This window comes from Bradyrhizobium sp. YR681 (assembly GCF_000282615.1).
In the GTDB taxonomy this organism is placed as follows: Bacteria; Pseudomonadota; Alphaproteobacteria; order Rhizobiales; family Xanthobacteraceae; genus Bradyrhizobium.
Genome location: NZ_AKIY01000181.1, coordinates 1 through 26,239, shown reverse-complemented (window position 1 = coordinate 26,239; position 26,239 = coordinate 1). Strand labels below are relative to the sequence as shown.

20 protein-coding genes are annotated in these 26,239 nt (G+C 65.8%); 6 read left to right on the top strand and 14 right to left on the bottom strand.

The window, feature by feature from the left end; translation table 11 throughout:
• Nucleotides 1–102 precede the first annotated feature (102 nt).
• From PMI42_RS13990 to PMI42_RS13975, 4 genes are all read left to right on the top strand, one after another.
• Nucleotides 103–1,680 (top strand): Do family serine endopeptidase, encoded by a 1,578-nt coding sequence (locus PMI42_RS13990; protein WP_008135083.1) that lies wholly within the window; start codon nt 103–105, stop codon nt 1,678–1,680.
• Nucleotides 1,681–1,964: 284 nt separating this feature from the next.
• Entirely contained in the window at nt 1,965–2,645 is a 681-nt protein-coding gene (locus PMI42_RS13985) for a response regulator transcription factor (protein WP_035965648.1), read from the top strand.
• Nucleotides 2,629–4,089, top strand: a complete 1,461-nt coding sequence (locus PMI42_RS13980; protein WP_008135079.1) for a sensor histidine kinase — start codon at nt 2,629–2,631, stop codon at nt 4,087–4,089. Before PMI42_RS13985 ends, PMI42_RS13980 begins: the two co-directional genes overlap by 17 nt.
• Nucleotides 4,086–7,067, top strand: coding sequence for a bifunctional [glutamine synthetase] adenylyltransferase/[glutamine synthetase]-adenylyl-L-tyrosine phosphorylase (locus PMI42_RS13975; protein WP_008135077.1), 2,982 nt, complete (start codon nt 4,086–4,088; stop codon nt 7,065–7,067). The genes PMI42_RS13980 and PMI42_RS13975 overlap by 4 nt, the downstream gene beginning before the upstream one ends.
• Here PMI42_RS13975 and PMI42_RS13970 read toward each other — a convergent pair.
• Genes PMI42_RS13970 through PMI42_RS13950 form a run of 5 tightly spaced genes read right to left on the bottom strand, consistent with a single transcriptional unit; the run spans nt 7,030 to nt 13,031 of the window.
• A complete protein-coding gene (locus PMI42_RS13970; RefSeq protein ID WP_008135075.1) occupies nt 7,030–7,260 on the bottom strand; it encodes a formate dehydrogenase subunit delta in 231 nt (76 codons plus the stop codon). The two genes, PMI42_RS13975 and PMI42_RS13970, sit on opposite strands and share 38 nt — an antisense overlap.
• Nucleotides 7,247–8,089, bottom strand: a complete 843-nt coding sequence (gene fdhD / locus PMI42_RS13965) for a formate dehydrogenase accessory sulfurtransferase FdhD (protein WP_008135073.1) — start codon at nt 8,087–8,089, stop codon at nt 7,247–7,249. Before fdhD ends, PMI42_RS13970 begins: the two co-directional genes overlap by 14 nt.
• Nucleotides 8,090–8,093: 4 nt before the next feature.
• Nucleotides 8,094–10,967 (bottom strand): formate dehydrogenase subunit alpha, encoded by a 2,874-nt coding sequence (gene fdhF, locus PMI42_RS13960; protein ID WP_008135071.1) that lies wholly within the window; start codon nt 10,965–10,967, stop codon nt 8,094–8,096.
• A gap of 10 nt (nt 10,968–10,977) precedes the next feature.
• Nucleotides 10,978–12,534: a formate dehydrogenase beta subunit gene (locus PMI42_RS13955; RefSeq protein ID WP_008135070.1), complete on the bottom strand. Its 1,557-nt coding sequence runs from the start codon at nt 12,532–12,534 to the stop codon at nt 10,978–10,980.
• A complete protein-coding gene (locus PMI42_RS13950) occupies nt 12,531–13,031 on the bottom strand; it encodes a formate dehydrogenase subunit gamma (RefSeq protein WP_008135067.1) in 501 nt (166 codons plus the stop codon). The genes PMI42_RS13955 and PMI42_RS13950 overlap by 4 nt, the downstream gene beginning before the upstream one ends.
• Before the next feature lie 224 nt (nt 13,032–13,255).
• Between PMI42_RS13950 and PMI42_RS13945 the strand changes: the two genes are divergently transcribed.
• Nucleotides 13,256–14,149 (top strand): LysR family transcriptional regulator, encoded by an 894-nt coding sequence (locus PMI42_RS13945; RefSeq protein WP_008135066.1) that lies wholly within the window; start codon nt 13,256–13,258, stop codon nt 14,147–14,149.
• A 173-nt stretch (nt 14,150–14,322) separates the two neighbouring features.
• A complete protein-coding gene (locus tag PMI42_RS13940) occupies nt 14,323–14,736 on the top strand; it encodes a hypothetical protein (RefSeq protein ID WP_008135065.1) in 414 nt (137 codons plus the stop codon).
• Between the two features lie 135 nt (nt 14,737–14,871).
• Here the strand turns inward: PMI42_RS13940 and PMI42_RS13935 are convergent, their stop codons facing one another.
• The 9 genes from PMI42_RS13935 to PMI42_RS13895 all read right to left on the bottom strand — a co-directional run bounded on the left by PMI42_RS13935 (nt 14,872) and on the right by PMI42_RS13895 (nt 26,106).
• Nucleotides 14,872–17,202 (bottom strand): PAS domain-containing sensor histidine kinase, encoded by a 2,331-nt coding sequence (locus tag PMI42_RS13935; protein WP_008135063.1) that lies wholly within the window; start codon nt 17,200–17,202, stop codon nt 14,872–14,874.
• 227 nt (nt 17,203–17,429) lie between these two features.
• A complete protein-coding gene (locus PMI42_RS13930; RefSeq protein WP_035965635.1) occupies nt 17,430–18,803 on the bottom strand; it encodes a cation-efflux pump in 1,374 nt (457 codons plus the stop codon).
• A 237-nt stretch (nt 18,804–19,040) separates the two neighbouring features.
• Complete coding sequence (locus tag PMI42_RS13925) at nt 19,041–20,009, bottom strand: quinone oxidoreductase family protein (RefSeq protein WP_008135059.1); 969 nt, start codon at nt 20,007–20,009, stop codon at nt 19,041–19,043.
• Nucleotides 20,010–20,034: 25 nt separating this feature from the next.
• On the bottom strand, nt 20,035–21,030 hold the full coding sequence (locus tag PMI42_RS13920; RefSeq protein ID WP_008135057.1) for an NAD(P)H-dependent flavin oxidoreductase: 996 nt from the start codon (nt 21,028–21,030) through the stop codon (nt 20,035–20,037).
• 399 nt (nt 21,031–21,429) lie between these two features.
• On the bottom strand, nt 21,430–22,077 hold the full coding sequence (locus PMI42_RS13915) for a hypothetical protein (RefSeq protein ID WP_008135056.1): 648 nt from the start codon (nt 22,075–22,077) through the stop codon (nt 21,430–21,432).
• Between the two features lie 52 nt (nt 22,078–22,129).
• Nucleotides 22,130–22,327 (bottom strand): hypothetical protein, encoded by a 198-nt coding sequence (locus tag PMI42_RS13910; protein ID WP_008135053.1) that lies wholly within the window; start codon nt 22,325–22,327, stop codon nt 22,130–22,132.
• 212 nt (nt 22,328–22,539) lie between these two features.
• On the bottom strand, nt 22,540–23,946 hold the full coding sequence (locus PMI42_RS13905; RefSeq protein ID WP_008135052.1) for a coiled-coil domain-containing protein: 1,407 nt from the start codon (nt 23,944–23,946) through the stop codon (nt 22,540–22,542).
• A 355-nt stretch (nt 23,947–24,301) separates the two neighbouring features.
• Nucleotides 24,302–25,090: a fumarylacetoacetate hydrolase family protein gene (locus tag PMI42_RS13900; RefSeq protein WP_008135049.1), complete on the bottom strand. Its 789-nt coding sequence runs from the start codon at nt 25,088–25,090 to the stop codon at nt 24,302–24,304.
• Nucleotides 25,087–26,106 carry a 2-dehydropantoate 2-reductase gene (locus PMI42_RS13895; RefSeq protein WP_008135047.1) on the bottom strand — a complete coding sequence of 340 codons (1,020 nt, stop codon included), beginning with the start codon at nt 26,104–26,106 and terminating at the stop codon, nt 25,087–25,089. The genes PMI42_RS13900 and PMI42_RS13895 overlap by 4 nt, the downstream gene beginning before the upstream one ends.
• Nucleotides 26,107–26,239: the final 133 nt, after the last annotated feature.

The window sequence follows — 26,239 nt, the reverse complement described above, 5'->3', positions numbered from 1 at the left end:
ACCCCGCCGCCAGCGCACGGTAAGGCGCGAGCCCCCATGTTGAGCTCCGTAAGGTGCTGCCATCCGGCACCGATAGGAATTCAAGGCCCTGGAGACCTCTGCATGAGCGATCGTATCGACCTTTCGAACCTTCCGTCCTACCGGCAGCGCCGGTCGGTTTTCTCGGCGCGCAGGATCGCGCTGATGGCCTCGGTCGTCGCCGGCCTCGGCGCAGCCGTCTACGGCTTCAGCCCGTCGGTGTCGCCGGCCGACCTGTTCAGCACCCCCGCGCATGCGCAGGTCAACAACGAGGTCCGCAAGGTCGAGCGTCCGATCGGCTTCGCCGACATCGTGGAGCGCGTGAAGCCCTCGGTGATCTCGGTGAAGGTCAACATCAAGGAAAAGACCGCGAGCAACGATGACGGCGATGACGCGCAGTCGCCGTTCCAGCCGGGCTCGCCGATGGAGCGCTTCTTCCGCCGCTTCGGCGGTCCGGATGGTTTTCCGGGCCTGAAGGGGGGCGGTCGTGGCCGCGTCGTGCAGGGCCAGGGCTCCGGCTTCTTCATCTCGGCTGACGGTTTTGCCGTGACCAACAACCATGTGGTCGACGGCGCCGACAAGGTTGAGGTCACCACCGACGACGGCAAGACCTACACCGCCAAGGTGATCGGGACCGACCAGCGCACCGACCTTGCCCTGATCAAGGTCGAGGGCAGCACCAACTTCCCGTTCGCCAAGCTTGCCGACGGCAAGCCGCGGATCGGCGACTGGGTGCTGGCGGTCGGCAATCCCTTCGGTCTCGGCGGCACCGTGACGGCCGGCATCGTCTCGGCCAGCGGCCGCGACATCGGCAACGGTCCGTATGACGATTTCATCCAGATCGACGCGCCCGTAAACAAGGGCAATTCCGGCGGTCCCGCGTTCGACACCAACGGCGAGGTGATGGGCGTCAACACCGCGATCTACTCGCCCTCCGGCGGCAGCGTCGGCATCGCGTTCTCGATTCCCGCCAGCACCGTGAAGAGCGTGGTGGCGCAGCTTAAGGACAAGGGCTCGGTCAGCCGCGGCTGGATCGGCGTGCAGATTCAACCGGTGACGTCAGACATCGCCGACAGCCTCGGCATGAAGAAGGCCGAGGGCGCGCTGGTGGCGGAGCCGCAGGCGAATGGCCCGGCTGCCAAGGCCGGCATCGAGTCCGGTGACGTCATCACCTCGGTCAACGGCGAACCCGTCAAGGATGCCCGCGAGCTCGCCCGCACCATCGGTGGCCTCGCGCCCGGCGCGACCGTGAAGCTCAACGTGCTCCACAAGGGCCAGGACAAGGTCGTCAACCTCACGCTCGGCCAGCTGCCGAACACGGTCGAGGCCAAGGCCGACACCGATCAGGACAGCGGCAAGGGTGCGAGCAAGGGTACCGACGTGCCGAAGCTCGGCATGACGGTCGCGCCTGCCAATTCGGTCGCCGGTGCCGGCAAGGAAGGCGTCGTCGTCACCGAAGTCGATCCGAAGAGCGCCGCGGCCGAACGCGGCTTCAAGGAAGGCGACGTGATTCTCGAAGTCGGCGGCAAGAGCGTGGCCACCGCGGGCGAGGTCCGAGACGCCATCAACGCGGCGCGGACCGACAACAAGAACAGCGTCCTGATGCGCGTGAAGAGCGGCGGCCAGTCGCGCTTCGTCGCGATCCCCCTCGCCAAGGGCTGAGGCGCCAGGAGCCCAGGAGACGACAAGAGTTGAGGGGTGTCGCCGGCATCAGTCGCCCCCGCCGACGGCGCCCTTCGGGGGAGCAGCGTAAGTTTCGCTTCCCCAGCCTACCTTCCGGTGGAAAAACGCCCCCCTCCGTCGGAAGGCCTAGGGCGGTGAGGTCCCCCCAGCTTCACCGCCCGCCCTTTTTCTCGCTGCGAGACTCTGCCGCTCGGCTTGCATGCGATTACCGCTCGCGCCATGTTTAGAGAAGGTTGACCTCCTTGACCGCCGCCGAACGCACGATGCGCCTCCTCATCATTGAAGACGACCGCGAATCCGCCGACTACCTCGTGAAGGCGTTTCGCGAAGTCGGACACATTGCCGACCACGCCGCCGACGGCGAGGAAGGCCTCGCCATGGCCGAGAGCGGCGATTACGACGTGCTGGTGGTCGACCGCATGCTGCCCAAGCGCGACGGCCTGTCGCTGATCGGCGCGCTGCGCGACAAGGGCAACACGGCGCCGGTGCTGATTCTCTCCGCACTCGGACAGGTCGACGATCGCATCAAGGGCCTGCGCGCCGGCGGCGACGACTATCTGCCAAAACCCTATTCCTTCGCCGAGCTTTTGGCCCGGGTCGAGGTGCTGTCGCGCCGCCGCGGTGGGCCTGCCGAGGACACGCTCTACCGGGTCGGCGATCTCGAGCTCGACCGGCTGTCCCACCGCGTCGCCCGCGGCAAGGACGAGCTGACGCTCCAGCCGCGCGAATTCCGCCTGCTCGAATACCTCATGAAGCACGCCGGCCAGGTGGTGACGCGCACCATGCTGCTGGAGAATGTCTGGGACTATCATTTCGATCCGCAGACCAACGTGATCGACGTGCACATTTCGCGGCTGCGCTCCAAGATCGACAAGGGTTTTGAGCGGCCGCTGCTGCACACGATCCGCGGCGCCGGGTACATGATCCGTGACGGCATTCGGTAAACTCGTCCGCACCACGGCATTCCGGCTGACGCTGGTCTACCTGTTCCTGTTCGGGATCTTCGCGGCCTCGCTGCTCGGCTATTTCGCCTGGAATACGCGGCGGCTGATTACCGAAGAGATCACGCAGACGGTCAATGCCGAGACCTCGGAGATCAACGAGATCTACGGCCGCCGGGGCCTGCGCGCGCTCGTGCTCGCGATCGAATACCGCGCGCTGCGGCCGGGCGCCAACCTCTACCTCGTGACGACGCCGACCGGGCAGTCGATCGCCGGCAATGTCGGCTCGCTGGCGCCGGGCGTAATGGCGACGCGCGGCTGGTCCGAGACCGCCTACCGGCGGATCGAGGATGCCGACGACCGCGACCATCTCGCGCTGGTTCGCGTCACCGAACTGGAAAACGGTTTCAGGCTTCTGATCGGACGCGATCTCGCCGAGCGGCGGCGGCTGTTCGGCATCGTGGCGAAGGCGGCGCAATGGTCGATCCTGATCGTCGTCGTGCTTGGCCTCGGCGGCGGCATCTTCGTCGCGCGCAGGGTGCTGACGCGCATCGATGCGATGACCGGCACCGCCCAGCGCATCATGACCGGCGATCTCAGCGGGCGCCTGCCGGTGGGGCGCAGCGGCGACGAGCTCGATCGTCTTGCGGAAAATCTCAACGCCATGCTCGAGCGGATCGAGGCGCTGATGGCGGGATTGAAGGAAGTCTCCGACAATATCGCCCACGACCTCAAGACGCCGCTGACGCGCCTGCGCAACCGCGCCGAGGAGGCGCTGGCGAAATCGGGCAGCGAGGCCGATTACCGCGCCGCGCTGGAGCGGACCATCGAGGAATCCGACGGCCTGATCCGTACCTTCAACGCGCTGCTGATGATCGCGCGCGCCGAGTCCGGACAGGCCCGCGGCAACATGGATGATTTCGACGCGGCCGACGTCGCCGGTGGCATCCACGAGCTTTACGAGCCGCTGGCCGAAGACGACGGCATGACCTTGAAGGTCAAGGCCGATCCGACGCCGGTCCACGCCAACCGCGAATTGATCAGCCAGGCGCTCGCTAACCTGGTCGAGAATGCGATCAAATATGGCAAGCCGGTCGTGCAGACCGCTGGAACCGTGGTCAGCATGGACTCCAGGCAGATCACGATCGAGGCGAGGCGCGAGGGCGACCAGGTGCTGCTCAGCGTCACCGATCGCGGCCCCGGTATCCCGGAAGCCGATCGCAAGCATGCCGTCGAGCGATTCGTGCGGCTGGAGGCCAGCCGCACGCTGCCGGGCTCCGGCCTCGGCCTCAGCCTCGCCTCCGCCGTCGCGACACTCCATGGCGGGGAATTGCGGCTGGGGGATGCCCATCCGGGCCTCGTCGCCACGCTGGTGCTTCCGGCGCGTGCGGGCGCCGGTGACAGGGTTGCTCCCCCAATACCGGATGTGCCACAGAAGGTGGCATGAACCACTCCGCGCCGGGAAACGCGGACAAGCATGGTGAGAGCCTGGCCGCGCGCTTCGCGGAGGCTCCCCATATTGCCGCTTCCACCATCGACGAACGACGCTTCGAGAACTGGCTGGTCGAGCTCGAGCCGGCGCAATCGGCCCGTCTTGGCGCGTTGCTGGTGCATCCCTTCGCGCGGGATATCCTGACCGGGATCGCGGAGTTCTCGCCCTATCTGTTCGATCTGGTGCGCGCCGATCCGCCGCGCCTGATCCGGCTGCTGGAATGCGATCCGGATCTGCATCTCGCCGCGCTGATCGCGGAGACGAGGGATGCGGTGCTCGCCGCAGGCGACGAGGCCGAGGTGATGCGGCTGCTTCGCCGCATGAAGGCGGAGGCAGCCCTGCTGATCGCGCTGTGCGACATCGGCGCGGTCTGGCCGGTGATGCGGGTGACGGCGGCGCTGACCGATGTCGCGGTGTCCTCGGTGCAGGCGGCGCTCGGATATCAGCTGCGGCAGGAAGCCGCACGTGGAAAAATCCTGCCGCCCGATCCGGAGGCACCGGAAGAGGGCTGCGGCCTGATCGTGCTCGCCATGGGCAAGATGGGCGCGGGCGAGCTGAACTATTCCAGCGACATCGACCTCATCGTCTTCTTCGATCCCCACACGACGACGCTGGCCCCCGACATCGAGCCGCAGCCTTTCTTCGTCCGCGTGACCCAGGGCATGGCGCGCATCCTCCAGCAGCGCACCTATGACGGCTACGTCTTCCGCGTCGATCTGCGGCTGCGTCCCGATCCGTCCTCGACGCAGGTCGCGATCTCGCGCGACGCCGCGCTGCATTATTACGAGCGGGAAGGGCGCACCTGGGAGCGCGCCGCGATGATCAAGGCGCGGGCCTGCGCCGGAGATCCCAAAGCGGGCGAGGCGCTGCTCGCCGAGATCGCACCGTTCGTCTGGCGCAAGCATCTCGACTTCGCCGCGCTCGCCGACGTCCACGACATGAAGCGGCAGATGCAGACCTATCGCGGCCAGAGCGAGGTCGCGGTCGAAGGCCACAACGTCAAGGTCGGCCGCGGCGGCATCCGCGAGATCGAGTTCTTCGCGCAGACCCAGCAATTGATCGCCGGCGGGCGCCATCCGGAATTGCGGGTTCGGTCGACGCTGGCCGCGCTCGACATTCTCGCGTCCAGCAACTGGATCACCTCTGTCGCCCGCGATGAGCTGACCATAGCCTATGAATTTTTGCGCCGGGTCGAGCACCGTCTCCAGATGATCGCCGACGAGCAGACCCATGCGCTGCCCGACGACAAGGAGGCGGTCGAACGCTTTGCCCGCTTCTTCGGCTACCCCGATCGCGAGGCCCTTGCGCGCGATCTGTTGCGGCAGCTCGGGATCGTGCAGGGGCATTATGAGAAGCTCTTTGAGGGCGATGATCCGACCGGCACGGCAAAGCTGCCGGCGCTCGACTACGGTGTGGGCCCGGACGACCCGCGCCTGCTGCAACATCTGGCGACGCTCGGTTTCAAGAAGCCCGCCGCCGTCGCGCAGACCGTGCGCGACTGGATCACCGGCGACTATCGCGTGTTCCGCAATGAGACGACGCGAAGCGCCTTCGTCGAATTCGTGCCGGCCCTGATCGACGGCCTTGCGCATGCCGAGGAGCCGGACCGCGCCGTGGTGTCGTTCGATCATTTCCTCGGGGCGCTCCAGCGGGGCGGCCGGCTGATCACGCTGCTCGGCCAGAACCGCGACCTCGTCGCGCTCGTGGCGCTGGTGCTGGGGGCAGCGCCCCGGCTCGGCGAGATGCTGGCGCGGCAGCCGCAGCTGATGGACGGCCTGATCGATCCGCGCTTCTTCGGCGCGATGCCGGACAGGCGGGAATTGTCGGCGCGTCTCGCCGCCACCGTGCAGGATGCAGCCTCATACGAGGAGTTCCTCGATCGCCTGCGCCTATTCGGACAGGAGAGCCTGTTCCTGATCGGCACGCGCATTCTGTCGGGCACGGTCTCGGCACAACAGGCGAGCACGGCTTTCGCCGACGTCGCCGAAGGCATCGTCCACACCGTGCACGGACTCGTCGCCGATCGATTTGCGGCCCAGCACGGCCGGATCAAGGGGCAGGAGACCGCCATCATCGCGATGGGCCGGCTCGGCAGCCGCGAGATGACGGCGTCATCCGACCTCGACCTGATCCTGCTCTACGATTTCGACGGCGAAGATCCGGACTCCGACGGCGTGAAGTCGCTTCACGGCGCGCATTATTTCGCCCGCTTCACCCAGCGCCTGATCAGCGCCTTCACCACGCGCACCAATTACGGCGTGCTCTACGAGATCGACATGCGGCTGCGCCCGTCCGGGCGCGCCGGCCCCGTGGCGTCGAGCCTCGCTTCCTTCGCAGATTACCAGGCCAACGAAGCCTGGACCTGGGAGCACATGGCGCTGACGCGCGCGCGCGTGGTGTCGGCATCATCTGAGTTTTGCGAGCGGATCGAGCGCGTCATCCGTGACGTCCTGACCCGCCGCCGCGACCGGGCCGTCGTCGCCAATGACGTCGCCGACATGCGGCGCGCGATCGCGCAGGAGAAAGGCGAGACCGACCATTGGGATCTCAAATACGCCGCCGGCGGCATGGTCGACATCGACTTCATCGCGCAATATCTCCAGCTCGTGCACGCCCATGCCAAGCCTGAGATTCTCGATGTCAGCACGCTTCAGGTGCTGGACAACGCAGCCAGGCTCGGCGTGCTCGCGCAGTCGGAGGCCGAGATCCTGCGGGCCGCGGCGCGGCTCTATCACGACCTGACGCAGATCCTGCGGCTGTGCGTCAGCGACCGCTTCAAGCCCGAAACCGCCGGCACCGATCTGTTGCGCGTCATGGCACGCGCCGGCGATGCGCCGGACTTCTCGTCGCTGGAGGCACGGGTAAAGGAGACGCAGGGCGAGGTGCGGCGCGTGTTCAGGGCGTTGCTGGAAGGCTCTGCTTCAACGAGGTGAGGGCCTCGCGGACATCAGGCTCGAGGCCGACGCCGCCTGCATCGAGATGAGCGAAGATCGCGCGCTTCATCCGGGGATCCCAGAATTTCTTGATGTGGTCGGCAATCCCCGGCACGGCCTTGTCATGGCCCTGGCTCCTGAAGAACGTCCCGATCTGGTTGGCCATGTAGACGAGGCGGTCAGGCGACGACATCGATGATCTCCTGGGCAGTCCCCTGGGCACGATGAACCGCAACGCGGCCCTGGTGCGTGAACACTTCAAACCCGTCGCTGCGGGCAATCGCGATCAGCGTGATGCCGGCGGCCTCCGCCGTGCGAACCGCAAGCGCAGTCGGGGCGGAGACCGCGACCAGCACGGGGGCGCCGATCGCGGCCGTCTTCTGCACCATCTCGACCGAGACGCGGCTCGTCAGCAGCACCATGCCGCCGCTCGCATCGGTCCGGCTGCGCGCCAGTGCGCCAGCGAGCTTGTCGAGCGCGTTGTGGCGGCCGACGTCCTCGCGCAGGGCGACGATGCCGTTCGCCGGCGACCAGAAGGCCGCGGCATGAACCGCGCGCGTCTGCATGTTGATCGCTTGCAGGGGCGCGATTGCCTGCATCGCCGTCATGATCTGCTGCGCCGTGAAGCGGGCCCCTTGCGGAACGATGGCCGCCGGCCGCACGGCTTCGGCGATGGAGTCGATGCCGCAGATGCCGCAGCCGGTGGGGCCTGCGATGTGCCTCCGCCGCTCGCTGATGCGCGCGGCGTCTTCCGGGGCCAGCCACATCCGCAGCTCGATGCCGTCGTCGAGGCGGACCATTTCGAGCGACTTGATGTCGTCGACCGATTTGATGATGCCTTCGTCCAGGCTGAAGCCGACCGCAAAATCCTCGAGGTTTTGCGGCGTCCCCATCATGACGGCGTAAGTGCCGCCATTATAGGTCAGCGCCAGCGGCGTCTCCTCGGGGATCAGCCGTGTCCCTTCCGAGGTGACGCCGTCACGCCAGGTTTCGCGGTCGATGGCCTGGACGGGCACATGCATGCCGCTACTCCGCAGCCTCTGCCGGCACGATGCGGCGGGAATGCCGCGCCTGCTCGTCATAGGCCTTCTGCCAGTCGGACGGGCCGTTCGAGGGCGAGATCTGCACCGCCGTGACCTTGTATTCCGGACAGTTGGTCGCCCAGTCCGAATAGTCTGTCGTGATCACGTTGGCCTGCGTGTCCGGGTGGTGGAAGGTGGTGTAGACGACGCCCGGCGACACGCGGTCGGTGATCTCCGCACGCAGGGTGGTCTCGCCGGCGCGGCTCTGCAGCCGCACCCAATCGCCGTCGCGCACGCCGCGCTGCTCGGCATCGTGCGGATGGATTTCCAGCCGGTCCTCGGCATGCCAGACCACATTCTCGGTGCGCCGCGTCTGCGCGCCGACATTGTACTGGCTGAGGATGCGCCCCGTGGTGAGCAGCAGCGGGAAGCGCGGGCCGGTGCGTTCGTCGGTCGCGACATATTCGGTGACGATGAACTTGCCCTTGCCGCGGACGAAGCCGCCGATATGCATCACCGGCGTGCCCTCGGGCGCCTTCTCGTTGCAGGGCCACTGCACCGAGCCGAGCTCGTCGAGCTTGGCGTAGGAGACGCCGGTGAAGGTCGGCGTCAGCGCCGCGATCTCGTCCATGATCTCTGAGGGATGGTTGTAGTTCATCTCGAAGCCCATCGCCTTGGCGAGCGCGATGGTGACCTCCCAGTCGGCCATGCCGTTCTTCGGCGACATCACCTTGCGTACGCGCTGGATGCGGCGTTCGGCATTGGTGAAGGTGCCGTCCTTCTCGAGGAAGCTCGAGCCGGGCAGGAAGACGTGGGCGTAGTTCGCTGTCTCGTTCAGGAAGAGGTCGTGAACGATGACGCATTCCATCGCCGACAGTGCCGCCACCACGTGCTTGGTGTTGGGGTCGGACTGCAGGATGTCCTCTCCCTGCACGTAGATGCCCATGAAAGTGCCTTCGATCGCGGCATCGAACATGTTGGGAATGCGCAGGCCCGGCTCCGGGTTCAGCTTGACGTTCCACAGCGCCTCGAACTGGTCGCGCACGGCGTCGCCCGAGATATGGCGATAGCCCGGCAGCTCGTGCGGGAACGAGCCCATGTCGCAGGAGCCTTGCACGTTGTTCTGGCCGCGCAGCGGGTTCACGCCGACGCCGGGACGACCGATATTGCCGGTCGCCATCGCGAGGTTGGCGATCGCGATCACGGTGGTCGAGCCCTGGCTGTGCTCGGTGACGCCGAGGCCGTAATAGATCGCGCCATTGCCGCCGGTGGCGTAGATGCGGGCGGCTTCGCGCAGATCGTTCGGATCGACGCCGGTGAGGATCGCGGTCGCTTCCGGGCTGTGCTTGGGTTGGGCGACGAAGGCGGCCCATTCCTCGAACTCGGCCCAGTCGCAGCGCTCGCGCACGAAGGCTTCGTTGGCAAGGCCCTCGGTGACGATGACATGCGCCAGCGCGGTGACGACCGCCACATTGGTGCCCGGCATCAAGGGCAGGTGCAGCGCCTTCACATGCGGGGATTCCACCATCTCGGTGCGGCGCGGATCGATCACGATCAGTTTTGCACCCTGGCGCAGCCGCTTCTTCAGACGCGAGGCGAACACAGGGTGAGCCGAGGCGGGGTTTGCACCAATGATGACCGCGACGTCGGTATCCTCGACCGAGTCGAAATCCTGCGTGCCGGCCGAGGTACCAAAAGTCTGCGACAGGCCATAGCCGGTCGGCGAATGGCAGACGCGGGCGCAGGTGTCGACATTGTTGTTGCCGAAGCCGCCGCGGATCAGCTTCTGCACCAGATAGGTTTCTTCGTTGGTGCAGCGGGACGAGGTGATGCCGCCGATGGCGTCGCGGCCGTACTTCTTCTGGATGCCGCGCATTTTCGCAGCGGCGAACGAGAACGCCTCGTCCCAGGAGACTTCCTTCCAGGGATCCTCGATCCGCTCGCGGATCATCGGGTTGAGAATGCGTTCCTTGTGATTGGTGTAGCCCCAGGCAAAGCGGCCCTTGACGCAGGAATGGCCGCGATTGGCCTTGCCGTCCTTGTAGGGCACCATGCGCACGACTTCCTCGCCGCGCATCTCCGCCTTGAAGGCGCAGCCGACGCCGCAATAGGCGCAGGTGGTGACGACCGAATGCTCGGGCTGGCCGATCTCGATCACCGACTTTTCCGTCAGTGTCGCGGTCGGGCAGGCCTGCACGCAAGCACCGCAGGAGACACATTCGGAGCCGAGGAAGCTCTCGCTCATGCCGGGCGAGACGCGGCTGTCGAAGCCGCGGCCGGAGATGGTCAGCGCGAAGGTGCCTTGCACCTCCTCGCAAGCGCGGACGCAGCGCGAGCAGACGATGCACTTCGACGGGTCATAGGTGAAATAGGGATTGGACTCGTCCTTCGGCATCCAGGCGGCGTTGATCTCGCCATGGGATTTGGCGAAGACGTGGTTCTCGCCCTCGTAGCCGTAGCGGACGTCGCGCAGGCCGACGGCGCCGGCCATGTCCTGCAATTCGCAGTCGCCATTGGCGCCGCAGGTGAGGCAGTCGAGCGGATGGTCGGAGATGTAGAGCTCCATCACGCCCTTGCGCAGCTTCTTCAGCCGCTCGCTCTGGGTGTGGACGACGAGGCCCGGCATCACCGGCGTGGTGCAGGAGGCCGGCGTGCCGGCGCGGCCCTCGATCTCAACGACGCAGAGCCGGCAGGAGCCGAACGCGTCGACCATGTCGGTGGCGCAGAGTTTGGGGATCTGGTGGCCAGCATCCATCGCGGCCCGCATGATCGAGGTGCCCTCGGGCACCGTGACCTCATTGCCGTCGATGGTCAGCGTCACCATCGTCGTCGATTTGGAGCGTGGCGTGCCGTAGTCGATTTCTTCGATCAGAGACATCGTCGTTCTCCTATTCCGCGGCTTGAAGCGTGGTCGGGGCCGGGATGAAATCCTCCCGGAAATGCTTCAATGCGCTGAGCACGGGGTAGGGCGTGAAGCCGCCGAGTGCGCAGAGCGAGCCGAATTTCATGGTGTTGCAGAGGTCTTCGACGAGCGCGAGGTTTTCACTGACGCGGTCGCCGCGGATGATCTTCTCGATGGTCTCGACGCCGCGGGTCGAGCCGATCCGGCAGGGCGTGCATTTGCCGCAGGATTCGATGGCGCAGAACTCCATGGCGAAGCGCGCCTGCCTGCGCATGTCGACGCTGTCGTCGAACACGACGATGCCGCCATGGCCGATCAATCCGTCGCGTGCCGCAAAGGCCTCGTAGTCGAATGGCGTGTCGAACAGCGCGCGGGGGAAATAGGCGCCGAGCGGGCCGCCGACCTGCACAGCGCGAACCGGGCGACCCGTGAACGTGCCGCCGCCGATGTCGTCGACGAGCTCGCCCAGCGTCACGCCGAACGCGGTTTCGAACAGCCCGCCGTGGCGGATATTGCCGGCGAGCTGGATCGGCATCGTGCCGCGCGAGCGGCCCATGCCGAAATCGGCATAGGCCTTGGCGCCTTCGGCGAGGATGAAGGGGATGGCCGCGAACGACAGCACGTTGTTGATCACGGTCGGCTTGCCGAACAGGCCGTGATGCGCCGGCAGCGGCGGCTTGGCGCGCACGAGGCCGCGGCGGCCTTCGAGGCTCTCCAGCAGCGAGGTCTCTTCGCCGCAGACATAGGCGCCGGCGCCGACACGCACTTCCATATCGAAGCTGTAGGTCGAGCCGCCGATCCTGTCGCCGAGATAGCCGCCGCGCCTGGCCGCCTTGATCGCGGCGTTCATTGCCTCGACCGCGTGCGGATATTCGCTGCGGATGTAGATGTAGCCCTTGGTGGCGCCGACGGTGATACCCGCCGTCGTCATGCCCTCGATCACCAGGAAGGGGTCGCCTTCCATGATCATGCGGTCGGCAAAGGTGCCGCTGTCGCCTTCGTCGGCGTTGCAGACGATGAACTTGCGGCCGGCCTTGGCCTGCGCCACCGTCTTCCATTTGATGCCGGTCGGGAAGCCCGCGCCACCACGGCCGCGCAGGCCGGATGCGGTGACCTCAGTGAGGATCGCCTCCGGGCCGAGCGAGAGGGCGCGCTCAAAACCCTTGTAGCCGCCGTGGGCGCGGTAATCGTCAAGCGAGCGCGGATCGATCACGCCGCAACGTGCGAAGGTGAGACGGGTCTGGCGCTTCAGCCAGGGGATCTCGTCGGTCGCGCCGATCCGCAGCAGATGCGGTGTATTGCTGGCGAGCGCGTCGAGCAGGGAGGGCACGTCGGTCTCGGTGACCGGGCCGAAGGCGATCCGGCCCTGCGGCGTCGCGACCTCGACCAGCGGCTCCAGCCAGTACATCCCGCGCGAGCCGGTCCTGACGATCTCGACCGCGACGCCGCGCTTGGCCGCAGCCTGCTCCAGCGCCAATGCAACCTCGTCGGCGCCGACGGCCACCGCACCCGCATCGCGTGAGACGAATAGACGCATGCTCATCGCTGTGCCTCCGCCACGAGTGCATCGAGGCGCTTCTCGTCGAGCCGGCCGATCAGGCGGCCGTCGAGCATCGCGGATGGCGCGGTCGCGCACAGACCGAGGCAGTAGATCGGCTCCAGCGTGACGCGATCATCGGCCGTGGTGTTGCCGAGCGCCACGCCGAGCTTTGCCTCTGCCCGCGCAGCCAGCGCATCGCCGCCCGCAGCCTGGCAGGCCTCCGCGCGGCACAGCTTCAGCACATGGCGGCCTGCCGGCTTGTGGCGGAAATCATGGTAGAAGGTGAACACGCCGTGCACCTCGGCGCGCGACAGATTCAGCGCCTGCGCCACCATGGGAATGGCCGCCTCGGGCACGTAGCCGAACGCCTCCTGAAGGGCGTGGAGGATGACCAGCGTCGCGCCTTCCTGGCTGGCGTGTTCGGCGATGATCTCGGCGCCGCGCGTCTCGTCCCAGGATTCGTAAGAAGCCTCGTAAGCAGGCTCGTAAACCGCTGTCATTCTTTGTTCTCAGATTGAGCGTCCCTTGATCGCAAACTATTTGGAATCGTTCGAAGATCAATAAAGCTGTCTCATGCTGCGATTGCGAATTCAGATCGATTGACGGAGGCGATCGATCGATATGAAAATGCAATCGACGCCGTTCCGCTTGCCGGTTTTTCCGTGTTGGTAAGGACCTGCCGTGCTAGCTTGCATGCCACGATGGAATCCGAGGGGACCTCCGGTTGATCGACAAGCTTGAACTGCTGCTGGCGCTGGCGAAGGAGCGGCATTTCGGACGCGCGGCGGAGGCTTGCGGGGTCACCCAGCCGACCATGTCGACCGGGCTGAAGCAGCTCGAGGAGATTTTGGGCGTGATGCTGGTCCAGCGCGGCTCCCGCTTCCAGGGTTTCACCCCCGAGGGTGAGCGGGCACTGGACTGGGCGCGGCGCATCGTCGGCGATGCACGGGCCATGCGGGACGAGATCAACGGATTGAAGCACAAGCTCTCGGGCGAGATCCGCATTGCCGCGATCCCGACCGTGCTCGGCATGGTCGCCCAGCTGACGACGCCGTTCCGCGCCCGGCACCCCGAGGTGCGGTTCAGCATCCGGTCCACCACGTCATCGGAGGTGCTGGGGCTGCTCGAAAATCTCGAGGTCGATGCGGGGCTGACCTATATCGAGAACGAACCGATCGGCAAGGTGCGCACCATTCCGCTCTACAACGAGACCTATCGCCTGCTGACCGCGCCGGATGCGATGTTCGGCGATCGCGAGACGGTGACCTGGAAGGAAGTGGGGCAGGTGCCGCTCTGCCTGCTGACGCCCGACATGCAGAACCGCCGCATCATCGATCGCGCGCTGCGCTCGGTTGGCGCGGAGGCAACGCCCACCCTGACCTCGAACTCGCTGCTTGTGCTGTTCACGCATGTGAAGACCGGTCGCTGGGCGAGCGTGATGCCGGCCAAGCTCGCCGAGACGCTCGGCCTGTCCGACACCGTGCGTTCGATCCCGATCACCGACCCCGATGTCAATTACAGCATCGGCATGGTGATCCCGCAGCGCGACCCCATGACGCCGCTGATCGCGGCGCTGGTCAATGTCGCACGTGAAGTGGCGCCGTCGCTGCAATTGTAGCAGGGCGATCGCATATCGCCGTTGCAGCCTGCCGGACGAGCTCCGCCTGCATGGTTCGAGACGCCTGGGCGGGGTTAACTCTGCGCGGCGAGCAGAAAATCCTTGACGCAACAGAACGCCATGGACTTCTTTCGGTCGGTACACCCTGATTGGTCGATGGACGGAGCCGAGCCGTGAAATTTTTGCTGAAAATTATACTCGCAACCGCTTTCGTGAACCTTGCTCCAGCCGTCGCCCAGGCGCCGAAGAAGGCCGTCGCTTCTCCTGCCTTGCAGAAGGAGTTCGATGGCTTCATCGAGAAGTTTCGCGCGGCGCTGAGGACAAACGATTCCGCCGCCGTCGCCGGTATGACGCGATTGCCGTTCATGAACGACAGCGCAATTCGCGACGCCGCGCAATTTCGCGCCAAGACTTATCCAACCTCTTTCACGGCGAAAAATCGCGCGTGTATCCAGCGCGGCAAGGCCGTCTACGATCGCGATCAAGAGAACAATGACAATTACTTCGTCTTCTGCGGCGAGCTCATCTTCGTCTTTACCAGGACGCCGGCGGGGTTCCTTTTTACGGACATCGGCGCGAATGACTGATCAGGCAACAACGCTATCCACTGCCGCCGGACGTGTGATCGACGCCTCGCTCAGCGACCTCTTGGATACCGCACTTTAGGCGATGGGCCGCACTCATCAACGAAAAGGGGAAGCTCACGTTTAAGAGCTCACGCCCTAGGCCGCAACCGATACGCCGGCGGCCGCCTTGATCGCATCGCGCGGCAGGGTCACGCGCACGACGGTGCCGACGTCGATCTTCGAGCGCAGCCGCATCGAGCCGCCGTGGAGCTGCGCCAGCGAGCGGGCGATGGCGAGGCCGAGGCCCGAGCCGTGATAGGTCTTGGTCAGCTGGCTCTCGACCTGCTCGAACGGACGGCCGAGCCGCGCCAGCGAGTGCGGGGCGATGCCGATGCCGGTGTCGGCGATCATCAGCACGATCCGGTCGTCGAGCTGCCGGCTGCGGATCACGATGCGGCCGCCATCGGGGGTGAACTTCACCGCGTTGGACAGCAAATTGACGATGATCTGCTTGGTGGCGCGGCGGTCGGCGACGACCGAGATCGATGTCCCGATGTCGGCATCGAGCGTCAGGTTCTTGTCCTGGGCACGGCCGGTGACGACGCGCAGGGATTCCGCCAGCGTCTGTGCGAGGTCGAGCTCTTCCATGTCGAGCTTCATGCGACCGGCCTCGATCTTCGACATGTCGAGGATGTCGTTGATGACTTCGAGCAGGTAATGGCCGCTGGTCAGGATGTCGTGGCAGTATTCCTGGTACTTCTCGCTGCCGAGATCGCCGAACATGCCCGAGCCCATGATCTCGGAGAAGCCGATGATGGCGTTGAGCGGCGTGCGCAGCTCGTGGCTCATATTGGCGAGGAATTTCGACTTGGTTTGGTTGGCTTCCTCGGCGCGGGTCTTCTCGCGCTGGTATTTTTCGGCGAGGTCGGCAAGCTCGTTGGTCTGACGCTCGAGAGCGGCCTGCGAACGCTTCAGGTCGATGACGGTGGCGCGCAGGCGCAGATCGTTGTCGACCAGCTTCTGCTCGTGCTCCTTGATGCGGGTGATGTCGGTGCCGACCGAGACGTAGCCGCCGTCCTTGGTGCGGCGCTCGCTGATGTGCAGCCAGCTGCCGTCGTCGAGCTGAGCCTCGAAAGTGCGGGCGCCCGGGCCTTGGGCAGCGGTCTCGTTGTGGCGGGTGCGCACCTCCGGCATGCGGCCGACCTCGAGCACGGTCTCGTAGGAGGTGCCGGGGATGACGGCCGAGTCGGGCAGCTTGTGCAGGCGCTGGAAGTGCGAGTTGCAGAGCACCAGGCGATCGCTGGCGTCCCACAGCACGAAGGCTTCCGGGATGGTCTCGATGGCGTCGCGCAGGCGGAGGTCGGCTTCGACGGTGCGCTCGGCGAGGCTCTTCTGCTCGGTGATGTCGACGGCGATGCCGATCAGGTGCACGCTGGAATCGGTCGCGCCGCGTGTCTTCTCGCAGCGGACGCGCAGCCAGATCCAGTGGCCGTCGACATGCTGCATGCGGAAGGTCTGGTCGATGTGGTCGATCTTCTCGGAGATGAGCTGGTCGGCGATCGCGAACAGGTCGATATCGTCGGACTTCACCAGCGCGTTGACCTCGCCGAAGGTGAGGAGCTCGTTGCGGCCGTCGAGGCCCAGCATCGAGAACATCGATTGCGACCAGAAGATCCGGCCGCGCGACAGGTCCCAGTCCCACAGCCCGCAGCGGCCGCGGTTGAGCGCGGTGTCGATGCGGCCGCGCACGGCGTCGTTGATGAGGTCGCCCTCGCGGGCGCGGGTGGACTGCCAGTGGAAGGCGAAGCCGAGGATCAGCACGACGAAGCCGGTGGTTGCCGACAGCGTCACCGAGAGCGCGGCGTCCGAGCCCCAGAGCGGCTCGTTGCGCTCCTGGATCACGATGACGAAGCCGGGCAGCGACTTGATCTGCCGCGAGGTCGCCATTGCGGCGTTGCCGTTCGGCAGCGTCATGTCGGAGATGTTGCCCTCGCGCGGCGGTGCCGCAAGCAGCTGCGCCGTGGTGATGGCATCGAGCAGGCGGTCATTGCCGGCAGGGTCGCTGTCGATCGGAATACGGGCGAGGATATGGCGATCGATCCCGGCCGAGGTGACGATGACGTGGCGGCCCGTGGCGTTGCCCCAGGACGGGATCAGGTCGGGCAGCAGCGTCGGCAGGCGCTCGATGTTCTTCTGCCGCTCGCTCCGCGAGGAGGCGAGACGGTCGATGCGCTCGGCCAGCAGATCGGAGAGCGCGGAGATGCCCTGCCGGATCTCCTGCCGCTTCTGGCGCGTCTGATCGACGACCTGCACGAATGCGCCGAGGCAGATCGTGATCAGGAACGCGATGATGAGCGTCGGCACGGCGCGTCGCAGCGCCGGCTCCGCGATCAGGAGCCGATGATAGGCAGGTTTCGCGATCGATTGCGCCAATCCTTTGATCGAATCGGATTGGACGCACGCGTTCGCGGCGTCTGCACGCGGCATGCCTTCGGCCCCCTGAAAACCAGCTTGCAACTTGAGTTTCGAAAGCAGCCCCACGTCGCTTTCGAATCACACCGATTTGAATCCAGTTTGCGCAGGCTGTCGAGAGTCAACGAAACGTTAACGCGAAATTATTCTTATCCAATGCGTAGTTTACGCCTCTCGGACCCGTAAACGCACGTTCGCGATGAGTCCGAAACGAGAACGCGCGATCGCCTGCACATTCTACGTCACGCGCGCGGCGGCTCCGCGTGACTGATGACGCGCTTCACGCTCGGGAACGCGCGGCGCAAGCGGCGCTCGATCGCGTCGACATGCTCGTGCACCCTGATGACGCTCATCGACGGCGTGGCGCGGCAGTGGAAGTTGACGATCTCGCCGGCATCGGTGTTGCGGACACGGACATTATGGATGTCGTGGATCTCGCTGCCGGCGGCATATTCGGTCAGCGCGGCCGCGATGGTCTGCACCCGGTCCGGCGCGGCGTCGACCCCGAATGGCAGTTCCGGTTCCAGCGGCTCGATATGGACGTCGACCTCGACATCCGCACCGAACTCTTCCTGGATGTTGCGCTCCAGCGCGTGGGCGACGTCGTGAGCGGCGTCGAGCCGCATCCCGGCGTCGACCTCGAGGTCGATGCTGACGATCAGCTTGCCGCCGAGATCGTGCACCGTGACATGGTGGATGGCGAGGCCGGAATTATGGGCGATCACCATGATGCGGTCGCGTACGGTCTCGTTGTCGCGGGCGACCGGGACCGGGGTGAAGGTGAGGTCGGCATCGCCGAACGCCTTGTCGACGGCGGCTTGCACCCTGCGCTTGATCTCCTCGACGCGGTCGATCGGGTAGGTCCGCGGCACGTTGACGATGGTGTCGATGAAGGTGGTTGCCCCGACCATGCGTACGCGCAGGCGCTCGACGTCGATCACGCCGGGTACGCCGCGGATCGCGGCCGTGGCCTTCTCCTGCGCGCCCTCCGGAGCACGGTCCACGAGTGTCTGCACCGTCGAGCCGGCCATGCGCAGGCCGAGCAGGGCGATCATCACGGCGACCGCGGCGGCGGCCGCGGCGTCGCCCCACCAGAAGCCGAGACCGGCGAGGATCAGGCCGATGATCACCGCGAACGAGCCCATCACGTCCGAGGCGAAATGCAGCGCGTCGGCGGCGAGCGCCTGGCTCCGCGTCTCACGCGCGGCCTTGTGTAGCGCCCGCGCCCGCCAGAAATTGACGACGATGTCGATCACCAGCACCACGAACGGCACGGCCGAGATGGTCGGCGGCGCGGTTCCCTCGCGCAGCCGGCTGTAGGATTCGACCAAAATGCCGCCGGCGAGCACATAAAGCAGGGCGGTGACGCCGAGCGCGGAGATGCTCTCCAGCTTGCCATGGCCGTAATGGTGCTCGTCGTCGGCGGGTTTGTCGGACACCCGCACCACCGCCCAGGTGATGATGGTCGCGACCAGGTCGATCGAGGAGTGCAGGGCTTCTGAGATCAGCGCGAGCGAGCCGATCGCGATCCCGACCGCGAACTTGGCCGCCGCCATGCCGCCGCTGGCGAAGATCGAGATGGCCGCGACCGAAGTCTTGCTGTGCTGTGCGCTCATGGCCGGGGATTTAGCAGGCCAGCACAGGACATCAAGCGATGATCCACAGTTGTAGTCGCAAGTGAGTTGCAGAAGCGAAGCTATTGCGAATGCTTCCGAATTGAAGGCTCGCGCATACTTCAGGCCCGGTGTCGTAGGGTGGGCAAAGGCGCGAAGCGCCGTGCCCACGTTCTTGCGCGATGGAAACAAATCGTGGGCACGCTGCGCTTTGCCCACCTGATGAGACCTCGGCCGCGGTTACAGCGTCACCACGATCTTCCCCAGATGCTTGTTCGCCTCCATGTGCTCGAACGCCTTGTCGATGTCGTCGAACGCATAGACCTTGTCGATCGGCAGTTGCAGCTTGCGGGACTCGACCGCACCCCAGATGTCCTTGCGGACTTCGTCAAAGATCGTGCGGACCTCCTCGATGCTGCGGGTGCGGAAGGTGACGCCGATATAGCTGATGCGGCGGGCGGCATGGAGGTCGAAGTTGAAATCGGCATGGGTGCCGCCGAGCCGGCCGACATTGACGATGCGGCCGAGGATCTTCGTCGCAGCCAGGTTCTGGTTGGCGACTTGGCCCGAGACCTGGTCGACGATGAGATCGACGCCTTCGCCGCCGGTGGCCTTCAGGACGTCGTCGACCCATTTGGGATCGGAGGAATCGACCGCGAGGTCGGCGCCATATTCGGTCAGCCGGCCGCGGCGGTACGCATCGGTGGACGAGCCGATCACCAGCTTTGCGCCCTTGAGCTTTGCAATCTGCATCGCCATCAGGCCGACGCCGGAGCTGGCACCCTGGATCAGAACGCTTTGGCCAGGCTGCACGCCGCCGACGGTGACGACGGCGTTGTGCATGGTCGCGAGCGCGACGGGCAGGGTGGCGGCCTCCTCGAAATTCATGTTCGAGGGTGCGCGAAACAGCCGGCCGTGATCGGCGAGCGTATACTCCGCGAAGGCTGCGCCGCCCGAGCCCATGATGCGGTCGCCGACCTTGACGCCCTTCGCATCCGGTCCGAGCTCGGCGACTTCGCCCGCCCATTCCATCCCGAGCACGGCGCCGACGCCGCCGGCCGCGCCATGGGCGTGGCCCTTGCGCATGCCGGTGTCGGCGCGATTGAGACCGCAGGCGCGCACGCGCACCAGCACCTGGGTGCCCTTGGGCTTTGGCTGAGCGACGTCGGAAATCTTAGCGCCCTCAGGGCCGTAGACGTAAGCCTTCATGAATTGCTCTCGCTTCTTGCAGTGATTATTCGGCAGCTTGCGCGCTGGGATGAGCGATCATGCCTTCGAGCCGGTTGCGAATGATCGCCTCCGCCTCGCGCACGATGCGCGAGATCAGCTCGCCGCAGCTCGGGATGTCCTGGATCAGGCCCTGCACCTGGCCGGCCGACCATATGCCTTCGTCCGAGTTGCCTGTCGCGTAGACCATCTTGCCGCGGGCGCCCGCGACGAGTTCGCGGATGTCCTCGAACTTGGCGCCTTCCTTCTCCATGGCGACGACCTTGGTCGAGATCTCGTTTTTGGCGACGCGCGAGGTGTTGCGCATGGTGCGGAAGATCAGCTCGGTCTCGCGCTCGTCATTGGCGACGATCTTCTCCTTGATGGATTGGTGGATCGGGCTCTCCTTGGTCGCCATGAACCGGGTGCCCATGTTGATGCCCTCGGCCCCCAGCGCCAACGCCGCGACGAGGCCGCGCGCGTCGGCAAAGCCGCCCGAGGCGATCATCGGGATCTTGACCTTGTTGGCGGCGGCCGGGATCAGGATCAGCCCGGGGGTGTCGTCCTCGCCGGGATGGCCGGCGCATTCGAAGCCGTCGATCGAGATGGCGTCGACGCCCATCCGCTCGGCCGAGAGGGCGTGCCGGACGCTGGTGCATTTGTGCACGACCTTGACGCCGTGCTTTTTGAACTCGTCGACATGCTCCTGCGGCTTGTTGCCGGCGGTCTCGACCACCGTGATGCCGGCCTCGATGATGGCGGCGCGGTATTCGGCATAAGGCGGCGGCTTGATCGCGGGCAGGATGGTGAGGTTGACCCCGAACGGCTTGTCGGTGAGGTCGCGGCAGCGCGCGATCTCCCTGGTCAGGTCCTCCGGCGTCGGCTGGGTCAGCGCCGTGATGAAGCCGAGCGCACCGGCGTTCGCAACAGCTGCGACCAGCTCGGCCCGTCCGACCCATTGCATGCCGCCCTGGACAATGGGGTGCTCGACGCCGACGAGCTTTGTGAACCGTGTCTGCAACATGATCAGTTTCCCCCGCCCGCGTGGGCCGCAGGCACTATTATCGGTTGATGGCCGGGAGGATGCCGCCGGGGTGGGAAAATGTCTATTGCGCCGGCGTGCGGGGCGATCATGCGGAGGTGTGGGTGATTCCGCGGGGCGGATAATTTTGGGGATCTTGTTCCGTCATCCTGAGGTGCGAGGCGTGCGATGCGAAGCAGCGCACGAGGAGCCTCGAAGGATGAACGGCCGAGATGCAGTCGGGCCGTCGCCCTTCGAGGGCCGCTGAAGAAGCGGCCACCTCAGGGTGACGGTGATGGTGTCGTAGCCTGGATGGAGCGCGCAGCGTAATCAGGGGTTCGTGCAACAAAGCGGCGCCGGTCCCGGATTGCGCTGCGCTCCATCCGGGCTACGGAATCACGGCTACTCCGCCGACAGCCGCACCATCTGCCGGCCGCCGTTCATTTCCTTGAGGCGGTTGACGAAGTTTTCCGGGCGCTGCCAGCGATAGGGGACCTGCAGGCCCATGTATTCGGCGATGTCGCCGATGAAGCCGGTGCAATTGGTGGTCTCGGCGTTCCAGACCGGCGAGCTTGCCTGCAATTTCTTGATGTAGGCGAACACGCGCTTGGCGTCGGCCTCGTTCAGGTAGACGCGGTAGCTGGCGGTCAGATAGTCTGGATCGAGATCGCCGTAGCTCGCGCCGGTCTCGGCCGGCACCCAGGTGAGGTGGCCGAGCACATAGGCCCAGGTATCGCCGGCAGGCGTGAGGCCCGCCACTTCGACGGCGCGCTCGCTGGTCTTGCCGTACCAGACGAAGGCATGGCCCCAGCTCGCCGCCGTGCGGGCGCGGAAGTCGACGTAATAGGGACCTTTCTCCGCACGCGCGACCGGGCGCCGCGATTGCGGCGCCGATCGTGACGTGGAGTCGGTCGTGGCAAGCGCATTTGCGTCGGCAATGCGCTTGTTCGCCTCATGGGCCGAGGCCGAGGGCATCGTGCATGCGATCATCGCCGCAAGCGCGAACCCCGCAAGGATGCAGGATCCCGATCGATCAGGTTTGTTCGTCACGCTATGCCCCTCGACTCGTCGACCGTTCACACCAATGCAGCGGTTGCGCTGATCAGTAGCGCGCAGCGACCGGGCCGGGCGCCTTGCCGATCGGGGCCTTTCCAATCGGGCTCTTGCCAATCGGCATCTTGCCGATCGGGGCCTGCTCGGCCGGATAGACCGGCACGGGCTGGCGGCGCGGCAGATCCGCAGCGTTCGCAGCCGTCACCAGAGCAAGCGTCGCACCCAGAACAATTACAATCTTCTTCACGTTGATACCCCTAGAAGGTTTGGCCCGAACACGGCCATGCCGTGCCCCCAGACACGCCTCGCAGATGGGCGGCCGAATGCGTCCAAGTTGCGGCACGGCCGCGACATGTTGGCGGCAATGATCGGGCGCGCGCAGATGTGATGTGTCCGGATGTTTCGGGTCGCGGCTCGCAGCATGGATAGAACGCAGCGAAACCCATCCTGCGCAGCAACTCACCCGATCCGGTTGAGGCTGTTCCGGATCGTCGAGAAGATGCCGCCGATGTCCTTGCGCAAGCCATCGAGCGCATTGAAATTGTCGAAGATGCGGGCGAGGCGGTCCTCGACCTCGCGCTTGCTCTTGGTCAGCGTCTCGACACGCGAGGCCAGCGTCACGCCGGCGTTCGCCTCGATCTCGCCGACGGTTTTGGCGAGGAGATCGCGGGTGGTGCTGACGTCGGCGATCATGGCCTCGATGCCGAACACCGGGGCCTTCAGCGGCACGAGGTCGGCCTGCGACTTCGACAGCTCCGCCTTGAAGGCGTTCAGCGTCGCCAAGGTCTCCTGCAACGCGCCGAGGCGCTGGCGCGACTGGAGGACGAAATCGTTCAGCGCATTCTGACGGTCGGCGAGGGTCTTGCCGTCGGGGCCGGTCTCGACCTCCGCAATCGCGCGTTCGAGCTGGGTCTGGCGCTGGCCGAGCTCCTCGAAGTCGAGGCTGACAGTCTTGAGAATGTTGAAACTGTCGTCGATGCGCGCGAGACGCTGCTCGATCTCGATCTTGCTCTTCGACAGCGTCTCGACGCGCGCGCTGAGCGGCGCATCGCCGCCGGTCTCGAGCTCATCGACGCTCTTGGTGAGGCGGTCATGGCTGAGCCCGAGCTCGCCGATCAGGGCGTTGATGCCGGCATCCGTCGCGCGCAGCGGCACCAGCTCGGCATGGGATTTCGCCAGATCTTCCTTGTATTGGCTGAGCGTTGCAAACGTCTCCTGGACCGTGTTCACCCGCGACAGCAGCGTCGACATGTCGCGTGCGATGTCCTTGAGCCGATCGGCGAGGCTGTTCTTGCGGTCGTCGGTTTCGAGGTCGTGCAGGGAGCGCTCGAGCTGGTTCTGGCGGTCGCGGATCTCGGTGAAGACGGGTTCGACCGCGCGGCGCTGATCTGCGACCTTGCCGACCATGTCGCGCAGCGCCTGCTGGCGGCGACGGATCTCGGCGAGCTGGTCATGCATGTCGGTGGATTCGTTGCGGCCCTGCTGGAGCAAAGCGCGCTGCTCGGTCTCGCCCAGCTTGTCGTGGAGGGTGGAGACGGCTTCCCTTGGGTCGCTCTCGATCAGGTGCTGGACGGTGGCGTCGAGGTGGTTTTGCAGGGCGTGGGCGACAACGACGTCCTCGCGGGTCTTTTTCAGGCGGTCGCGCAGCGTGCCGAGGCGCCGGTCCTGGCGCGAGAGCTGCCAGACGGTTGCGCCGATCAGTGCGAGCCCGAGCGCCACAATCGCCCCGATCGTGAGGCGCTGCGGCATCGGCAGGCCCGCGAACCAGGCGGGCAGGTGGCTGACGTCATAACCAAACGCCTGTTGGGCGAGAAACGCGATGGCGACGAGCAGGACGAACCAGGCAACCAGGAAAAACAGCCACATCGTGACTTCCTCACGCCGGCACACATTATCGCCATATTTGCTATTGGAGAGCGGAACCGAGCGCAAGGGGCGGGCGGGTTGCGGCATGGGTCAGCTAGCGCGATCCACAGCCGTCGGCGTCAGCCGATTGGTGGAGGGGCGGCGAGGAGAGTGCCGGGTTTTCCCGAGACGTGGGGGGCGCTGACTAATCTGCGGCGTCATTCCGGGGCGGCGCACAGCGCCGAGCCCGGAATCCATAACCACGATCGCAAATTGGGTCAGGCACTGCGCACCGCCGAGTTCGCTCCACGACCGCTGCCTGTGGTTATGGATTCCGGGCTCGCGACTTCGTCGCGCCCCGGAATGACGGCGAGAGCTACAGCCGAAACTCGTTCGTCAGCTCGCCGATGCCGTCGATCGCCACCGTCACGACATTCACCAGCTCTTTCATCACGCCGACGCCGACCGAAGTGCCGACTGCGATGAGGTCGCCGGGGAGCAGGGTCATGTCATGGGAGATCTTGCTGACCAGCTCCTGCGCCGAGAAGATCATGTCCGAGATCGGATAGTTCTGCCGCTCGGCGCCGTTGAGGATGGTGCGGACAACGAGTTTTGCGGGATCGAGGCCGGTCGCGATGACGGGGCCGAACGGGCCGTAATCGTCGATGCCCTTGGCGCGGGCCCACTGAGGAAAGGTCGGATCGCTGGTCAGGATGTCGTTGGCCGTGATGTCGTTGACGCAGGTGTAGCCGAAGATGAAGGCGTCTGCTTCCGCCGGTGACACGCGGGCGCAGGTCCTGCCGATCACGATGCCGAGCTCGCCTTCATAGGTGGTCTTGCCGTCGTAGTAGGAGGGGCGGCGGATCACGGCGCCCGGCGTCGTGATGCTGCTGGTGGCTTTCAGCAGATAGAGCGGCTCCGGCGGCTCGGGCTGGTTCAGTTTTGCGGCGAGCGCGTGAAAGTTGTTCCAGAGCGCGACGATCTTGCTGGGTGCGCAGGGCGTCAGCAGCTCGACCTCCGACAGTGCCAGAGTCTTGCCGGTGGCTGCATGGCGGCCGAACATCTCGCCCTCATGCACGCTGATGCCTGATGGCGTCAGCGTGCCGAAGCCGGTCGCGCCATTATTCCGGAAGCGGAGCCATTTCTTGATCTCGCCGGACATCATGCCACCGCCAGTGCGCGGGGATCGGCCGGTGCCGACACGCCGTCATAAAGGCCGGCAATGCGGGCGCGCTGGGTCACCATCGCCAGCACCGAGTCCAGGGCAGGCGTGGCAACGCCGGTGAGGCGGCCCATCTCCTGCACCACGGTGACGAGCGGGTCGATCTCCATGGGGCGGCCGCGCTCGAGGTCCTGGAGCATCGAGGTCTTGTGCGCCCCGACCTTGCGGGCGCCCTCGATGCGGCGCTCGACATCGACGCGGAATTTGACGCCGAAGGTCTCGGCGATGCCTTGTGTCTCCACCATGATCGCGCGCGACAGCGCGCGGGTGGCGGGATCGGTGCAGATCACGTCGAGCGTCGCATGGGTCAGCGCGCTGATCGGGTTGAAGCAGACATTGCCCCAGAGCTTGAGCCAGATCTCGTCGCGGATGCGGTCGAGCACCGGAGCCTTGAGGCCCGCTGCGACGAACAGGTCGGCCAGGCGCTGCACGTCGGATGTGATTTCACCGGAGGGCTCGCCCAGCGGAAAGTTGTTGCCGTAGACGTGGCGGATCACGCCGGGTGCCTCGATCTCGGTGGCGGGATAGACGATGCAGCCGATGGCGCGCTCGGCGCCGATCTCGCGCCACTGCCGCCCGCCGGGGTCGATGCTCTCCAGCGTCGAATTCTCGTATTCGCCGCCATGCTTGTAGAAATACCAATAGGGGATGCCGTTGACGGCGGTGACGATGCGGGTGTGCGGGCCCAGCAGCGGCTGCATCTTCTCGATCACGCCGGTGATCGAATGCGCCTTCAGCGTGATGATGATGTAGTCCTGCACGCCGAGTTCGGCGGGATCGTCGGTGCAGCGCGGATGCACGGTGTGCTTCTCTTCGCCCGCGAGCAGCGTCAGGCCGCGCTCGCGCATCGCGGCAAGGTGCGCGCCGCGTGCGACCAGGCTGACATCGGCGCCAGCGCGGGCGAGCTGAACCCCGAGATATCCGCCGATCGCGCCGGCGCCGTAGATGCAGATCTTCATGAAATCCTCGCGGGTAGCCGGATTTTGGGACGAAAGATCCGGTCCGGCTCGAACAGGTTCGAGCCGGGGCCGGTCGTCGCAGGGGAAGGGTCGTGCGGCTTAGGCGGCGGCTTGCGGCGAGCCGTTGATCGCC

Excerpts from the sequence above, each read along its gene's own strand:
- fdhF (WP_008135071.1), bottom strand. The coding sequence starts at position 10,967 with ATGTCTCTGATCGAAGAAATCGACTACGGCACGCCACGCTCCAAATCG.
- PMI42_RS13985 (WP_035965648.1), top strand. The coding sequence starts at position 1,965 with ATGCGCCTCCTCATCATTGAAGACGACCGCGAATCCGCCGACTACCTC.
- PMI42_RS13935 (WP_008135063.1), bottom strand. The coding sequence starts at position 17,202 with ATGCCGCGTGCAGACGCCGCGAACGCGTGCGTCCAATCCGATTCGATC.
- PMI42_RS13930 (WP_035965635.1), bottom strand. The coding sequence starts at position 18,803 with ATGAGCGCACAGCACAGCAAGACTTCGGTCGCGGCCATCTCGATCTTC.
- PMI42_RS13905 (WP_008135052.1), bottom strand. The coding sequence starts at position 23,946 with ATGTGGCTGTTTTTCCTGGTTGCCTGGTTCGTCCTGCTCGTCGCCATC.
- PMI42_RS13970 (WP_008135075.1), bottom strand. The coding sequence starts at position 7,260 with ATGTCGTCGCCTGACCGCCTCGTCTACATGGCCAACCAGATCGGGACG.
- PMI42_RS13955 (WP_008135070.1), bottom strand. The coding sequence starts at position 12,534 with ATGAGCATGCGTCTATTCGTCTCACGCGATGCGGGTGCGGTGGCCGTC.
- fdhD (WP_008135073.1), bottom strand. The coding sequence starts at position 8,089 with ATGCATGTGCCCGTCCAGGCCATCGACCGCGAAACCTGGCGTGACGGC.
- PMI42_RS13920 (WP_008135057.1), bottom strand. The coding sequence starts at position 21,030 with ATGTTGCAGACACGGTTCACAAAGCTCGTCGGCGTCGAGCACCCCATT.
- PMI42_RS13990 (WP_008135083.1), top strand. The coding sequence starts at position 103 with ATGAGCGATCGTATCGACCTTTCGAACCTTCCGTCCTACCGGCAGCGC.
- PMI42_RS13975 (WP_008135077.1), top strand. The coding sequence starts at position 4,086 with ATGAACCACTCCGCGCCGGGAAACGCGGACAAGCATGGTGAGAGCCTG.
- PMI42_RS13900 (WP_008135049.1), bottom strand. The coding sequence starts at position 25,090 with ATGATGTCCGGCGAGATCAAGAAATGGCTCCGCTTCCGGAATAATGGC.
- PMI42_RS13950 (WP_008135067.1), bottom strand. The coding sequence starts at position 13,031 with ATGACAGCGGTTTACGAGCCTGCTTACGAGGCTTCTTACGAATCCTGG.
- PMI42_RS13925 (WP_008135059.1), bottom strand. The coding sequence starts at position 20,009 with ATGAAGGCTTACGTCTACGGCCCTGAGGGCGCTAAGATTTCCGACGTC.
- PMI42_RS13895 (WP_008135047.1), bottom strand. The coding sequence starts at position 26,106 with ATGAAGATCTGCATCTACGGCGCCGGCGCGATCGGCGGATATCTCGGG.